Source organism: Enterococcus sp. BWB1-3 (assembly GCF_016745275.1).
GTDB lineage: Bacteria > Bacillota > Bacilli > Lactobacillales > Enterococcaceae > Enterococcus_L.
This window is the reverse complement of the sequence record NZ_JADOEP010000023.1, coordinates 50324-63785: the sequence shown is the minus strand read 5'-3', so window position 1 is coordinate 63785 and position 13462 is coordinate 50324. Positions and strand designations below refer to the sequence as shown.

General features: G+C 35.7%; 18 protein-coding genes and 2 pseudogenes. All 20 read right to left on the bottom strand.

Annotated features, from left to right (window positions below; genetic code table 11):
- Positions 1–500 precede the first annotated feature (500 nt).
- The 20 genes and pseudogenes from IW492_RS14230 to IW492_RS14140 all read right to left on the bottom strand — a co-directional run bounded on the left by IW492_RS14230 (position 501) and on the right by IW492_RS14140 (position 13454).
- Positions 501–713: a hypothetical protein gene (locus IW492_RS14230; protein ID WP_202068386.1), complete on the bottom strand. Its 213-nt coding sequence runs from the start codon at positions 711–713 to the stop codon at positions 501–503.
- Positions 714–734: 21 nt separating this feature from the next.
- A complete protein-coding gene (locus IW492_RS14225; RefSeq protein ID WP_202068385.1) occupies positions 735–1232 on the bottom strand; it encodes a hypothetical protein in 498 nt (165 codons plus the stop codon).
- The gene (locus IW492_RS14220; protein ID WP_202068383.1) at positions 1232–1435 is read right to left on the bottom strand and encodes a hypothetical protein; all 204 of its coding nucleotides are present in this window, start codon (positions 1433–1435) and stop codon (positions 1232–1234) included. Before IW492_RS14220 ends, IW492_RS14225 begins: the two co-directional genes overlap by 1 nt.
- A gap of 293 nt (positions 1436–1728) precedes the next feature.
- Positions 1729–2958 (bottom strand): IS110 family transposase, encoded by a 1230-nt coding sequence (locus IW492_RS14215; RefSeq protein ID WP_202068381.1) that lies wholly within the window; start codon positions 2956–2958, stop codon positions 1729–1731.
- 249 nt (positions 2959–3207) lie between these two features.
- The gene (locus tag IW492_RS14210) at positions 3208–3588 is read right to left on the bottom strand and encodes a hypothetical protein (RefSeq protein WP_202068379.1); all 381 of its coding nucleotides are present in this window, start codon (positions 3586–3588) and stop codon (positions 3208–3210) included.
- A 3-nt stretch (positions 3589–3591) separates the two neighbouring features.
- Entirely contained in the window at positions 3592–4683 is a 1092-nt protein-coding gene (locus IW492_RS14205; RefSeq protein ID WP_202068377.1) for a pre-toxin TG domain-containing protein, read from the bottom strand.
- Between the two features lie 504 nt (positions 4684–5187).
- Positions 5188–5250 (bottom strand): annotated as a pseudogene (locus IW492_RS18740) (toxin C-terminal domain-containing protein); the annotation flags it as partial.
- A 423-nt stretch (positions 5251–5673) separates the two neighbouring features.
- The gene (locus IW492_RS14200; RefSeq protein WP_202068375.1) at positions 5674–6192 is read right to left on the bottom strand and encodes a hypothetical protein; all 519 of its coding nucleotides are present in this window, start codon (positions 6190–6192) and stop codon (positions 5674–5676) included.
- A 62-nt stretch (positions 6193–6254) separates the two neighbouring features.
- Positions 6255–7193 (bottom strand): hypothetical protein, encoded by a 939-nt coding sequence (locus IW492_RS14195; protein ID WP_202068373.1) that lies wholly within the window; start codon positions 7191–7193, stop codon positions 6255–6257.
- Between the two features lie 138 nt (positions 7194–7331).
- Positions 7332–7673: pseudogene (locus IW492_RS14190) on the bottom strand (NADAR family protein); the annotation flags it as partial.
- 201 nt (positions 7674–7874) lie between these two features.
- A complete protein-coding gene (locus IW492_RS14185) occupies positions 7875–8108 on the bottom strand; it encodes a hypothetical protein (RefSeq protein WP_202068371.1) in 234 nt (77 codons plus the stop codon).
- Positions 8109–8139: 31 nt separating this feature from the next.
- Positions 8140–8355: a hypothetical protein gene (locus IW492_RS14180; protein ID WP_202068368.1), complete on the bottom strand. Its 216-nt coding sequence runs from the start codon at positions 8353–8355 to the stop codon at positions 8140–8142.
- A gap of 86 nt (positions 8356–8441) precedes the next feature.
- Positions 8442–8861, bottom strand: a complete 420-nt coding sequence (locus IW492_RS14175) for a DUF4279 domain-containing protein (RefSeq protein WP_202068366.1) — start codon at positions 8859–8861, stop codon at positions 8442–8444.
- Between the two features lie 16 nt (positions 8862–8877).
- The gene (locus IW492_RS18735) at positions 8878–8961 is read right to left on the bottom strand and encodes a polymorphic toxin type 33 domain-containing protein (RefSeq protein ID WP_442896355.1); all 84 of its coding nucleotides are present in this window, start codon (positions 8959–8961) and stop codon (positions 8878–8880) included.
- 668 nt (positions 8962–9629) lie between these two features.
- Positions 9630–10058: a hypothetical protein gene (locus IW492_RS14165; protein WP_202068364.1), complete on the bottom strand. Its 429-nt coding sequence runs from the start codon at positions 10056–10058 to the stop codon at positions 9630–9632.
- Between the two features lie 171 nt (positions 10059–10229).
- Entirely contained in the window at positions 10230–10406 is a 177-nt protein-coding gene (locus IW492_RS14160; protein ID WP_202068363.1) for a hypothetical protein, read from the bottom strand.
- A gap of 130 nt (positions 10407–10536) precedes the next feature.
- On the bottom strand, positions 10537–10956 hold the full coding sequence (locus tag IW492_RS14155) for a hypothetical protein (RefSeq protein ID WP_202068362.1): 420 nt from the start codon (positions 10954–10956) through the stop codon (positions 10537–10539).
- 284 nt (positions 10957–11240) lie between these two features.
- Entirely contained in the window at positions 11241–11531 is a 291-nt protein-coding gene (locus IW492_RS14150; protein WP_202068361.1) for an immunity 53 family protein, read from the bottom strand.
- A 23-nt stretch (positions 11532–11554) separates the two neighbouring features.
- Positions 11555–12394 carry a pre-toxin TG domain-containing protein gene (locus tag IW492_RS14145; RefSeq protein WP_202068359.1) on the bottom strand — a complete coding sequence of 280 codons (840 nt, stop codon included), beginning with the start codon at positions 12392–12394 and terminating at the stop codon, positions 11555–11557.
- A gap of 529 nt (positions 12395–12923) precedes the next feature.
- On the bottom strand, positions 12924–13454 hold the full coding sequence (locus IW492_RS14140; protein ID WP_202068357.1) for a DUF2716 domain-containing protein: 531 nt from the start codon (positions 13452–13454) through the stop codon (positions 12924–12926).
- Positions 13455–13462 lie beyond the last annotated feature (8 nt).

The following is a 13462-nucleotide window of genomic DNA, read 5'->3' as shown; positions in this document are numbered from 1 at the left end:
TATTAGCTTCTGCCGGTATTCCTCATATCCGAGGAGGCTCATTGTCAAGGACAATCGGACAATAACGCGAATTGAAATCGGACACCTTATAAAAACTGTCAAGAAAAGGGTTGCCATTCCAAAGAACCCTCATTAACAGAATCCATGCATGAAAAACAAGCAGCTAGGTAGGGCCCCTTAACTGCTTGGCTTTATTCTCTTGTATTTCTTTCACCAACACTAGTTGACAATGAGCCCCTTTAATTTTTTGATACATGAAAAAACGGTATCAGTGGCTGTTTCCTCACTAATACCGTTTCAATAGTCTACAATTTAGCTGACTGTACTTCAAATAAACATTCAAAAAAACTAGAAAAGTCCTTTGAAGTTTTGTACAATAAATACAGCTAGCGTTTTGTTAGCTATTGGCAACTTGATTAGTGAGTTCGAGCTTACTAGTCAAGGCTTTGTCACTTGATTACCAGTCTCGTGATAAAGTGCCTTTTTTCTATGAGTAATCTTTATTTACTAAAATCTTTCTTAATATCTTCTAAACCTTTCATCAGAGCATCCTGTATGACATCAACAGTCGTTTGATACTTAGAATCTTTAGACTTAACGATGTTGACAAATTCTTTTAGCATACCATCTACCATAATTGTAACGCCTTCAACTTTTTCTCCAGTTTGCTCATTTTCAAATTCTTCTGTCATTATTGAAATAGTTTTTTTCATTTTAAAACATTCCTTCCTAAACTAGTCATTAAATAAATTGTCGCCATTATGACTAAGCCAATATTTTTTTGAACTTGGAATTTCATTTTCAAAATCTTTATATTTAGAATCCCAAAATTCAGGAGCATAGTCTTCATATGAAGATGGTTCCGAGTAATTTGAATACAATATTTTTTTGTCAAAATTCACATACAGACTCGGTCTATAATCATATTTCCAGCTGTCATCTACATCACTTTTACTTTTTAATAAAGATTCTCTTAATTCTTCAACAGTTGCTTCATTTTCTTGTATTAAATTAAGAAAATCCAAAGCATTAGAGGTATCTAGAACCAAGTTGTTTTTTCTACTTTCATCAATATAGTCAATATTAATACTATATCCTTTATTTTTAAATGCTTCAATACGTTTCTGATAATCTAAAAACCAAATTTCTTTATCAGAAACATACCATAATAAATTTCCTTCTAACACAACTGCTACAATTATATTTTCTGTATAATCTGGTATTAAATTCATTATTTCCCACCTTTTATGACTTTGGAACTGATAGCAACCTCTTCAATCCATTCAGCCCACGGAGGAGGAAACTCAACACTTACTCCTGGAGTAGTTGGATCAGTTAGTTTAGGAGCAGTTCCTCCCTGATTTGCTGGGTTGGTTTTAGAACCAGCCTGTGGAATCATGTTTTCTTTTACAAAATCATCAAACCATTTTGGCACCTCAATTTCTATTAAATCTGCCCCAGGTCTATTGTTTTCAATAAAGTGTTGCGCATGTTCTCCATTATCAATACTTATATTTAAATCTCTATCTTTTTTGTTGATAAAAACATTTCCATCTCCATCTACAACAATTCTATCTTGACTAGATTTAGTCCCTTGTCCCCCCTGAACCCTGCGATAAGTAACTGTCTCTTCTGCTACGTCAAGTCCACTGGCTTTCTCTGGGCTGAAATATATCTTTAAGAATGTGTGTTAGAACATTGGTTTAACAATATTCTAACACATTTCTATTAACTTACAGCCTTCTGTTTCAGTTCTGGGAGTTCATAAGCAACTTTTTTCTTCATCATCACATAGATAATTCGAATGAGCTTTCGCATGATACAGATTAAAGCCTGTATTTTGGTTTTCCCCTCGGATATTTTCTTCTCAAAGTACGCTCGATACACTGGATTTCTTGGTTCTCCCTTGTTCGTAAGATAAATTTGTTGTATGGCTAAAAAGTACAGCGTAGAATAGAGATTTCTGTTCCCTTGTGATTTGTTCTGTACGTCTTTTCCTTTTCCTGCTGAACCAAAGTGTAAAGGGGCTACGCCTGCGTAATTTGCTAGTTTGTGTGGACTGGAAAATCGGTGTATATCGCCTATATGGGCGACTAATGAACAAGCGGTTACGATATTTACACCTGGAATTGTTTCCAATTGATACCCTAATTGTCGATACATTTGCTTTTCGAGTTTCTCTATACTTGAAATCTCTCTCAAGATAAACCGAATTTGTTGGGCAATACTTCGAACAAGGCAATCTCTTTCTTGTTGATAGTCTAAGGTTGTCTGTTGTTCTTGTGCCACTAAATCAAGAATTTTTCTCGCTCGATTGGTTGAACAAGTGTTATGACTTGGCACTCGTAAGAATGTCCCTAGTTCTTCCTCTGACACGTATTCTAAATGCTTGGGTGAAGGGAATCTTTCATAAAAGGCTAAAGAGGTGGCACAAGTTAACTCATGAAAAAACTGTTTATAGCTTGGATAAGCAACTTGTAGTTGTTCATGAAATTGTCGTGTAAGACCTCCCAAACTTTTAACTAACGCATTTCTTCGGTTCACAATGTGACGCATTGTCCAATAATAATCTTGCGGATTGGCGTCAGGTAAAAGGTGCGAACGCCTCATAAGAACTGCACTGATACATTGGGCGTCCCAACTATCATTTTTCTTGGTACTGGCATAACTCATACGTTCCATAAAAGATAACGAGGGATTCACTTCTTTTACAGGATACCCTTTATCCAATAGAAAAATAGAAAGGTTTCTGCCGTAGTGTGTCACATCTTCCAACCCAAAAATTGGAATAAGTTTGCCTTTTTGTTTCAATACATAATTTTCTAGCTTGTGAAATCCTTGTAAGGTGTTCGTAATGGTGATTTCACCTTGTTTTTCTTCTAGGTAATTCAGTAATACAGCGGTATGGGTTTCTTTATGTATGTCCATACCCACATACAAATATTGGGTTCTATCCATAGTCCTCCAGTTCTATTCAATCAATAAGTGGCAATCTCGGTTTGAAGCCTCTACATACTCAAAGTGGCGAGCAGTGGGCAAGAAAGCGTCAGCCTATCCCATTTCTTGAATTGGAGAATTTCTTAAATTGTGGTATACTCAACTTGTTGAGGGTTAGCTTTTGTTAGCTATTGGCAACTTGATTAGTGAGTTCTAGCTTACTAGTCAAGGCTTTACTATCCGACGCCAATCAGATAGTGAAGTGCCTTTTTATGTTGTTTTCAAGTATTCTATTTCTTCATCAGACCATCTTTCATGAATCTTTTTCTTCAACTCATCAGAAATTTTAAATATGTCTAGCCACTCAGAACTTTGTCTCACACTATCAATATTCCACAAATTTGTATTGTCAATATTTAATACTTTTTTTCTGAGAAGATAAGCATCTTTTTCAATCTCTTCATCAATTAGTTCATTCTCTTTCAACTCATTCAAATTATTTTTACTGAGAAAAGAAGTAACACCAACAATTAAATCTTCAAAAATGAATGTTTCTATTTCTTCATTAGATAAATCTAAAATGAACATACCACTTTTATTTAAAGTATCTATAAACCAATCAAACTTTTCACCTAAAGATAATTTTTTCAACTACTATTTACCTCCAAACTTTATAATTGTTGCTTTATCATTTGAAAAGTCTATATAATCTTCCCCAACAATTTTAACTTTACCAGTATCACCTGTTGAAAATCCATAATATGAACCTCCATGTATTCCCTCACCGGGGTGGTAGAATACCATTCCATCTCCTTCGTTAGTAAACTTCCAACCAGTACCAGCTGAACCATATGATGCCTCAGTCCATCCTTCCCCCAATATAGATTTGATTTCATTTTTAGAGCTTCCGTATAATTTTTCAGGGTTAGAAATAATATCCTCTAACGAACTAGGTTTCCATTTAACATTTCCAGCACCATATTTATCTTTAAAATAATTATTCCAATCTTTTCCAGATACAGGGTTCTCTGCGCCAAAATCTGTTTTAGGAGGATTAGCCCCACTAGCTTTCTTAGCTCCCGCTACCACATCATCGCCCTTATCCGCAAAAAATTGCAGATCCATCTTCAATGGCAGTTTTGTACCTGTAGTTGTTTTTCCACTATCGACAGCTGCTTTCACAACATCATCTGCTACAGAAGCACTTGGAGTGACTAGCTTCACTACATCATCCACCAAGCCAGTTCCTACTGCCTGCTTCGCTACTGACCCTAGGCCTGAAGCAGCGCCAATCGTACCGAATACCCCTTCTACTACTCGTTCAGTCGTACTTAGTTCCCGTCCCGTCAACCAGTCTTCACCTGTTACTGCATTACTCACACTACCAACTGCTAACGTCGTTCCCAGAACCACGCCTAATGGAGCAGTTACCGGTATAACGGTTAAGATGATCGTTCCTACACCTAGAACAGTCTTAATTGCTCCTTCATGCTCTTTCACAAAATCGCCAACGGCTTTGGTTGCACCTTTCCACAACGTACTTGCGCCTTCACACATTTTACGAATGCGTGCTTCTGCTTTCACACGTGTTTCTTGGGCAACTTGAATCGCGTACTCACGTGCTTGTTGGTAAGCAATTTGTGCTTGCTGGACTTTGGTTGCTACCCACTGTGTGGCTTGTCCAGCATAGTGATTGACTTGATTGCTGACATAACGAACACTCTGTGAATCATAGGTTTTTGCCATGATGTAAGCTCATTGCGTGTATTGAACAGGATTGCTGATGAATTGCTGCACTTGCTTCGTAGTCCCTCTGACCACATTGGCAACCGTCCTGAAAACGCTTTAACCATCGTTTTCTTCACAGCTATATGAATTCCTATTATGTAAAACATAGAACTTGGATAAGTAACTTCCAAGTTCTATGAAAAGCTTTAAACTTGCCTAATCTCTACTTTTGTAAAAAGTAGCCCTATAGAAAATTAAAGATAAGGCGATTTAAAATTCTCAATAAATAATTTTGAAGGTATGCAACTACTGTCAAGTTCTATTCTTGAACCTACATACATATAATAATCATAACCAAAATGAACGTACATTATCTCATAAGAAATATAATCATCATAACGTAAAACTGATCCTTCAGTCTCTCTTCCAATGTCTGAAACAGAAGTCCATGTATTCGTTATAAACCTATCTGATTGATCTCTATACTTTGACTCGTATTTTGTTATTCTATAATAAAGCATTTTAATCTCCTATTCTATTCAGCTCATCATCGTAAGTTCCAAATCTAGTTCTTTTGCGGTGTCCGTTGCTTCTTTATTTGTCATAGCTTGAAAAAACTGAGTTTTGAATATTTTGATTATACAAATACATTCCACTAGCAAGGAGAAACAATACTCCGTCGACTCCCCAGCCCCAACCTGAAACGCAGAAACTAGAACCACCGGCGGCTCTTGGCAATTACGGTTGAACCAAGCGGCACTGCATTTGTATTGCTGTATACATAACCGTTTTTAGGGTTATATTGTGGTGTATTAATTTTTGAACCTATTATTTTTTGTCAGCTGCTTCGCAAATTTTTCTGATTCGTGCTTCTGCACGTTTGTGTATGGCTAAAGCAGCTTGTTGTCTCATGTAAACTTGTTGAGTAACTATAGATTGTAAATTGTTTGATTTTCTCAAATATTTACTTTTAATAAAGCAAAATCTAACAGGAGCTATCCAACGAGTCTATGTTATTCTACCTTCATATCCATCTGTAAGATTATATAATTGTAACTCCATTTCTCTAAAAAATTTGTCTATGTCTTCTAAAAAAACAGTAAAATTAAATCCTTTATTATATCCAACTGATTTTCCTTTTAAATATGCTACATTTAACCAAAGTTCTATTGAAACGATATCTTTTCCAAACTCATCATGAGTGTTTCTTAGTTTTAAATTGAATTCACCTTCTGTCGCACCACACTCAAAAGTTTGGTACTCTTCATCTAAAGATATTATTCCCTTTTCCTTTTTTTCTTTCAAAAGACTTCTTATAGTATTAAATAATAAATCCAGACTATCTAAACTTAAGATGGGAATATATTCAAATGTGTATTCTTCTTCTTCTACTTGTAATCTAAAATCCATAGGAAACCAATTAAGATATCCTGCATTTCCTTTTTTGTAGATTAACGAACTATTTTGAATTAAATTTAGTTCTAAATCAATTTGAGGTTTAAAATAGCTATTCATTATTTTAGGCATTAATTTAAATTCCTCCTATACTTGGTTAATATAAATAAAAATAGTTAAAATCGAGAAATTCACTATGGCATTGGGATTGTAGAATAACCACCTTGATTATTTAACATTTGTTTTACAGCATTTAAATCCGGTAGTGTATTACCCACACCATTGTTTGAGTTTCCTCCAATAACCGATACTACTCCTTTTCCATTTTTATCTATTATTACAACGTCGTAACCATATGTTTGTCTCTTTACGTATACGGTTCTACCATTTGGTTGATAAAATTTATTCGACCAATTATCAATTATCTTATCAACATCCGAAGCTGAGTATCCTCTTTTCACTGCTTGATCAGCTCCATGTTCTGTAAATTCTTTATCAGAGGGTGTTTTACTTCCTTCACTCGGTTCCACTTCATTAATATTGTTTCCATCTCCACCAACAATGTTTTGAATGACATTTTGTCCGGCTTCAATGGCATTTACTCCTGCACCAATAGAGATTGAACCTCCTGCAATAACCAGTGTAGCTCCTGCTGCCATTCCCGGTACAGTCACCGGTGATGATGAACCCCCTGATAGAACAGTTCCTGCTCCACTTCCTGTAAATAAGGCTCCTCCGCCTGTCACAAGTAAGGTGCCACCTACACCAGTCACCAATGAAGAAGTGAATTCTCCTACATTGTAAGCTAAACTATTGTTGCCTCCGCTTAAATCTGCATGGATAGCTTTCCCTGTAATTGCTTCTGCTATTGCTTTGCCAGGATTGGAATTAGCCAGTGCGTTGATGACTCCTGCTACTGCACCCTTACCGAAATCTGTAATCACTCCACCTGCTGATTTACCTATATTGGATGCTGTTTTACTCGCACCTTTCCACAATGTACTCGCACCTTCACACATTTTACGAATCCGTGCTTCTGCTTTCACACGTGTTTCTTGGGCAACTTGAATCGCATACTCTCGTGCCTGTCGGTGATGGGATATAATACTGAGCTTGACTATTTGGTTTCCCAAAATATTTCTCTAAGTTCTCTTTTGGTTGTTGTGTTCCTGTTTTTATCGGAGGGGCTTCAATACACTATATGTACTTCAAGAAACTCAACTAAAGGTATAATTATTACTCCTAGCTGAGCTTCTTGATTTTTCACACGACTATTTCTTTTCCTTTGCTAGAAAATCCCGAATTTCCATCAGTAATTTACCCAACATATTTTTACCCGTGCCATCCGTTCCACAACCCCAGTAATAATCGTTGCTTGTTTTTTCTACAAGCTCTTCTTCACCCGTATCCAAAAGCTGTTGGCGGATTTCGGCGTTTTGCTGAAACTTTGACAGTAAGGCTTTTTTCATGACCTCATCTTTTATTTCTTCCCAATCTTCACGTATAGGATATGCTCTGCTTCTACCTAGCTTGGCTACTTTCATGGGATTCTTTTCCTGTTGTATCTTCTTTCGGTACTCCTTATCCGCAAACTTTGCAGCTTGAAAATAATGCTCACTTGTAGGTCAGTGCTCTTCATCTAACTCAAACTCATAATGAGCAAAGTTTGACATATATCCATATTCTTCTGTTCGTTTATAAAAGTAAATCGTCATTATAAAGTTATCCTTTCTTACTCACTAAAATGCATTTTTCACGCCAAATATCTTATCTAAATCTTCTTCAAACTCAGCTACTTGAACAAAAAATCTACTTCACATCAACAAACTTTGCTTCATCCGATAATGATACATAAAAAATAATATACCCGATAGTTTTCTCGAAATAACTGGAGCATCACTTAATCGTATTTTCAAATCATTTAATATTCCTTTTAATTTTTCAAAATCTTTTTCACCAATTTTTTTCTCTGCTCTAGCTGGTAATAAGATATCCAAAATCATTTTATCGATTTCTTCAGCTAATCTATCCATTTCTTCTATACTCATCTCATACTCCTCCTTTCAAATTATAAACCTATTATTTTACAAAACCGTTTATTGCTTCTGGTGGAATCTGCTGATAAATAGATGTTTCTTGTTGCCATACTGAGTAATGATATGGCAACCCCTCTTGCCCACTTACTCTTGGAAAATTCTCGTAACCCTTCAATTGATTAGCTGGAACCTTGCTTAGATCAATTTCAACTACACCAAGTTGACTTCCAGATTGGTTAAATCCTTTAGCTACATCCAAATCACTTGTCGTTGAAATATAAGGATCATTCTGCCCACTCTTTGTACAGCCAGTTTTTCTAAACAGATATTAAAGTCTTCATTAATTTAAAGTGAATAAGCATAAATATCTACGTCAACAGCGATATTTAGCTCCCCTAAAATTAAACTTTGATTAGGTTCAATTACAACACTGGGAACTATTCCTTCCTCTATTCCTAACACTATTTCCATAGTAACTTCACAATCATATTTTTCTGCTACCTTAGAAAGACCTACTTTTTTTTCAGAAATGAATTTTATGGCTTTGTCCAATAAATCAGAACTATCATACGTATATTCCTTACCAATTTCTTTAGACCACAAGCTGAAACTTCTAACTTTTGAAACAGGCATTGTTTTCTTTTGATAGTATTCACCTTTTGTAAATTGATAAGTTGGAGTAACTCCCAAATATTCGGAAATCACTTTAGTGTCTAATATATCACCTACAATTTTTACTTCTATAACCACTGAAGATTTTTCCATGCACTATCTATCTCCTTTATTTAATATATTCTCCTGTAGGAATCCCTTCACCTTGTCCACCTTTCCTATATACCCACAATTGTCCAGTATCTTTTTCAATATAGATGTCATATTAAGCAAGATTTTTAGTTGTTCCTAAAGCGTCTGCTTTTACTTCATGGGCATCAAATCCATTTCTTTTCAAGTAATTGTCTTTAGCCATTTTTATATTGGTAGGCTCTTCGAAATCCCTACAACCATCGTGGCACCTTCTGCCATTCCTCGTACAGTCACTGGTGTAGCGGAGCCTCCTGAAAAAATAGTTCCCGCTCCACTTCTTGTAAATACAGTTCCTCCAGTTGCTGCTAGGGTAACGCTACCTATCTACCTCATTTTCATCAGTTAAATCGTACAACTTTCTATTTAGAAATCTTTTTTTAGTAGTAATTTAGACTATTTGTCGATTTCAATTTTCTACAATAAAAAGAAAATAGATTATTTTCATCTTCTATAACCTTATACTTTATCCTCTCCATCTGGTTTTCAGAGATATCTTTAATAAGGAATACCAATCTAAATAACCCGTCTAAACTATTTATTTTGATATTTTTCACATCATAGAAAGTTATTAATAATTTATCAGCTCCTTCGACATAAGGAAAGTTAAATAGAGACATATCAATGTTGTAGTTCAAACTTTCATCTTCCATATTACGATAAATATTTAATGAGTCTAAATAGCCATATTTTTTTGTTCTTGGTAAAAGTTAGTTATTAATTCATTTTCTTTCATGGTATATATTCTCCTTGTATGTGACTTCCTGATTCAAACAGAGATTTCCCAAGTCCCCATTCATACGTATGATAGTAGCTATTAGGTATATCTTGAGCAATGTTTCCTGCGTTATAATCAGTTCTTCCAACTAATCTTCCATATTCATCATAATGCGCTACCCAAGGTTGAACCCTTCCCAAATCATCAACGTATTGTCCTTGTAACACTCTTGTTCCAGCAGTTACCTGATTAGGTGCTTTAGTCGCTAAATAGTTTCCTACATCTTTCGCCACATCATCTCCTTTATCCGCAAAATATTGAAGATCCATCTTCAATGGTGGTTTTGTACCTGTAGTTGTTTTTCCACTATCGACAGCTGCTTTCACAACATCATCTGCTACAGAAGCACTTGGAGTGACTAGCTTCACTACCTCGTCTACCAATCCAGTTCCTACTGCTTATTTCACTACTGATCCTAAGTCTAGAACAGCACCAATCGTACCGAATACCCCTTCTACTACTCGTTCAGTCGTACTTAATTCCCGTCAACCAGTCTTCACCTGTTACTGCATTACTCACACTACCACCTACCAACGTTGTTCCTAGAGCAACGCCTATATGTAGATTGAGAAGCTGGATAGAACCAACTCCTCAATTTCTGTTACAATCGCATTACTTAAAAATATTTCAAATTTTTCGTCTCCAAAATAAATTTTCATTTCCAATCCACGGTAAACAATACTTCGTTGATTACCATCTAAACCCAATGTTTCAAAACTAACATCTGCCATATTAGTATCTGATAAATCAATATCAACTAACCACCAGGATGATCGAAAGCACGGTTTTCTCTCTCTTTTTTGTATTACTAACTGCAAATTCAAATTTCTTTACACCATTAACCTCACTTTCAGTGAAGATTTATATTCCACAATGAATAATTTTTTTATCCGCATGAACTGCTATTTCAATTATTTTTTTTAATTCTATAAGTTGGTTTAAAACATCTTTCTTTTTGAACTCATTTTTCTCATATATTTCCTCATTGGCCAGAAAATCTCCAGTTAATTCAAAAGTTTCTGGAGATAACTTAAAAAGATTATATAAATCTGTTATTAAGCTTACAAATCCATCTAAGTCATCCCCATCTATACTGGATACACCATACGGGTCCAAACCATCTCCAATGGTTCCATTAGCTCTTGTAAATCTTATCCATAATAAATAGTCTGATAACTGTAAAATCAGCTTTTCTGATAGTTTTACAAATTGAGAATTACTCGGTATATCTCTCCACTCAACTTCTTTATCTACCAAATAGAAACGATGTTGTGTTCCCATGAATCATACCTACCTTTCTAATCCAAATGATAAAATCTTTCCATCTGGCCCTACAATGACATACTTACCATTCTTAGTGAATCTTATTGCTCCAGGAGTTCCATTTGTTGGATATGACTTTTCGTTCAGTCGTACTTAGTTCCCGTCCCGTCAACCAGTCTTCGCCCGTTATTGCATTGCTCACACTACCAACTATGTTTACCGATAATATGTACTTTCAAGAACTTCGGATAATTATTGACAATCCGAAGTTCTTGAAAAATTCACCCATTAAATAACTGTTTTCAGCTATTCTCAACCCATTGTTTGAAAATAGTTAAAATTTCTACTAGTTTAGATGGATCTCCAGCCCCTTCAAATTTATTATTTTTAATCTGACATATTAACCAATTATCATCTCCATAGTCATATCGGATTTTATCAAATTCTTTATTGATTAGAGAAGTATCTACTAAATCAATTGACACTGACCATCCTGGATTGTCTATATTATCAATTTTAACACCATATAAGTGTTCCCAGTCACCATCGCATTGATCTTGATACCATTTTTGAAGCCATAGAAGTATATCCATTATCACCATTCCTTTTAAATAGTTTATGGGGTTTTTGGAATTTCATCCGGTCTAGGGACACGAACCCCTCCTGGTACTGTTTTATCATGTACATGTGGCATTAATTTCTCACCAGTAGTTTTATTTGTATGAGGCTTTCCAACACCATCATATCCCTTTACTTCATCAAAACCTGAAGGATTTTTAGGATTTGGTTTATATTCTTTATAATTTGTAATCTCACCCGTATCTGGATCGCATTTAAATACATCGTGTTCTCCTGTCGCATCAGGATCGGGCTTTATTTTATTAGCGTGTCTTGAATCTCCGCCACCATCTCCTCGCGCTGCCATAACAATTTGCGTACCAGTTTGGGCTCCTGTAGATGTAATAGCACCAGCTTGAGAATTGGCTCCATTAGCAATAACTGTCACTGCATCATCGAGTATCCCGCCTCCAGCCATGGCCAGATTGCCACCATTCATATTATTAGTAACGTTTTGTACCCCTTGTTTGATGCTATTAACTAATGTGCTTTTCCCAGCTTCTGCAGTCCCCTTCAAAGCGCTAGATGCACCAGGTATTAAAGTTAAAAGAGAACCGGCTCCCTCTACTACTTTTTCAGTGGTACTCAATTCTCTTCCTGTTAGCCAATCTTTTCCTGTTATAGCATTGGATGCACTCCCTACTCCCAGTGCTAAATTCATCCCTACACCAATAACGGAAGTTGCAGGAATGATAGTTAGAATACCCGCTGTAACAGATAAAGCAACTTTAATCTTACCTTCATTTTCTTTCACGAAATCCCCAACGGCTTTGGTTGCACCTTTCCACAACGTACTTGCACCTTCACACATTTTACGAATGCGTGCTTCTGCTTTCACACGTGTTTCTTGGGCAACTTGAATCGCATACTCACGTGCCTGTTGATAGGCGATTTGGGCTTGTTGGGCTTTCGTTGCGACCCACTGTGTGGCTTGTCCAGCATAGTGATTGACTTGATTGCTGACGTAGCGAACACTCTGTGAAATATAGGTTTTTGCCGTGCTGCAAGCTCATCGTGCGTATTGAACAAGATTGCTGATGAATTGCTGCACTTATTTCGTTGTTCCCCTGACCAACTTAGTACTTATCTGGATCAAAATTATTACTACCGCCATTATTTGCCATAACAATCTGCGTACCTGTTTAGGTTCCAGCAGATATAATAGCGCCAGTTTGAGAGGTTGCTCTGTTCGTAACAGTGGATACATCATCATTCAGCATACTTACAGATTATGTATACCAAGCAGTTCGGATTTAAATTCCTGTCCAAACTGCTCGGGTTCTTAATACTTTCACTAGTAACTCGATAATGAACTAGTCTACTGATTACAATTGTATAAGTTTATTTTCATTTAAAGCGTAAATTTATTATTTAGAGTTCAAATAAATAAATTGTAAAAAATTCTTATGATCCTCTATTTTTTTTCTAAGAGTCTCTCCATATACAAAAATTTGCTGTTTTTGAGGATCAGTTAAATAACCCCAACTAAAATCTTGTGCTATAAATAAATAGTAATCTCCATCTGGATAAAAACTTGGAAAATATACATTGTACCCTCCCCCCATGAAACTTTCATCTGAAATGAAAATTGGATTTTTCTTTTCTTTTGTATTTGTAGGATCATATTTGAAGCTATTATGTTGCCAATCTAAAACAAACATATAGGGTTTGTTACCCAATACTTGTGAAAAAATATTACGTAATGTTTCTGACCAATTGGGATCAGTTTCAGCTTTGTAAATTGCTTCTTTACAGCTATATACATCATGGGGTTCTCTAATTTTAAAAGTTTCTGTGTTTGAATTTGGTGAAAAAGAATAACTTTCATAAACTTTAGCCCATATTTTGTTCTCATCTTCCTCTGGTAAAACAATCCATTGTTCGTCTAATTTAGCCATTTTTGTCC

Coding starts and splice junctions, on each gene's coding strand:
- IW492_RS14230 (WP_202068386.1), bottom strand. CDS start 713: ATGAAAAAAACTATTTCAATAATGACAGAAGAATTTGAAAATGAGCAA.
- IW492_RS14225 (WP_202068385.1), bottom strand. CDS start 1,232: ATGAATTTAATACCAGATTATACAGAAAATATAATTGTAGCAGTTGTG.
- IW492_RS14215 (WP_202068381.1), bottom strand. CDS start 2,958: ATGGATAGAACCCAATATTTGTATGTGGGTATGGACATACATAAAGAA.
- IW492_RS14205 (WP_202068377.1), bottom strand. CDS start 4,683: ATGGCAAAAACCTATGATTCACAGAGTGTTCGTTATGTCAGCAATCAA.
- IW492_RS14200 (WP_202068375.1), bottom strand. CDS start 6,192: ATGCCTAAAATAATGAATAGCTATTTTAAACCTCAAATTGATTTAGAA.
- IW492_RS14185 (WP_202068371.1), bottom strand. CDS start 8,108: ATGAGTATAGAAGAAATGGATAGATTAGCTGAAGAAATCGATAAAATG.
- IW492_RS14175 (WP_202068366.1), bottom strand. CDS start 8,861: ATGGAAAAATCTTCAGTGGTTATAGAAGTAAAAATTGTAGGTGATATA.
- IW492_RS14160 (WP_202068363.1), bottom strand. CDS start 10,406: ATGGCAGATGTTAGTTTTGAAACATTGGGTTTAGATGGTAATCAACGA.
- IW492_RS14155 (WP_202068362.1), bottom strand. CDS start 10,956: ATGGGAACACAACATCGTTTCTATTTGGTAGATAAAGAAGTTGAGTGG.
- IW492_RS14150 (WP_202068361.1), bottom strand. CDS start 11,531: ATGGATATACTTCTATGGCTTCAAAAATGGTATCAAGATCAATGCGAT.
- IW492_RS14140 (WP_202068357.1), bottom strand. CDS start 13,454: ATGGCTAAATTAGACGAACAATGGATTGTTTTACCAGAGGAAGATGAG.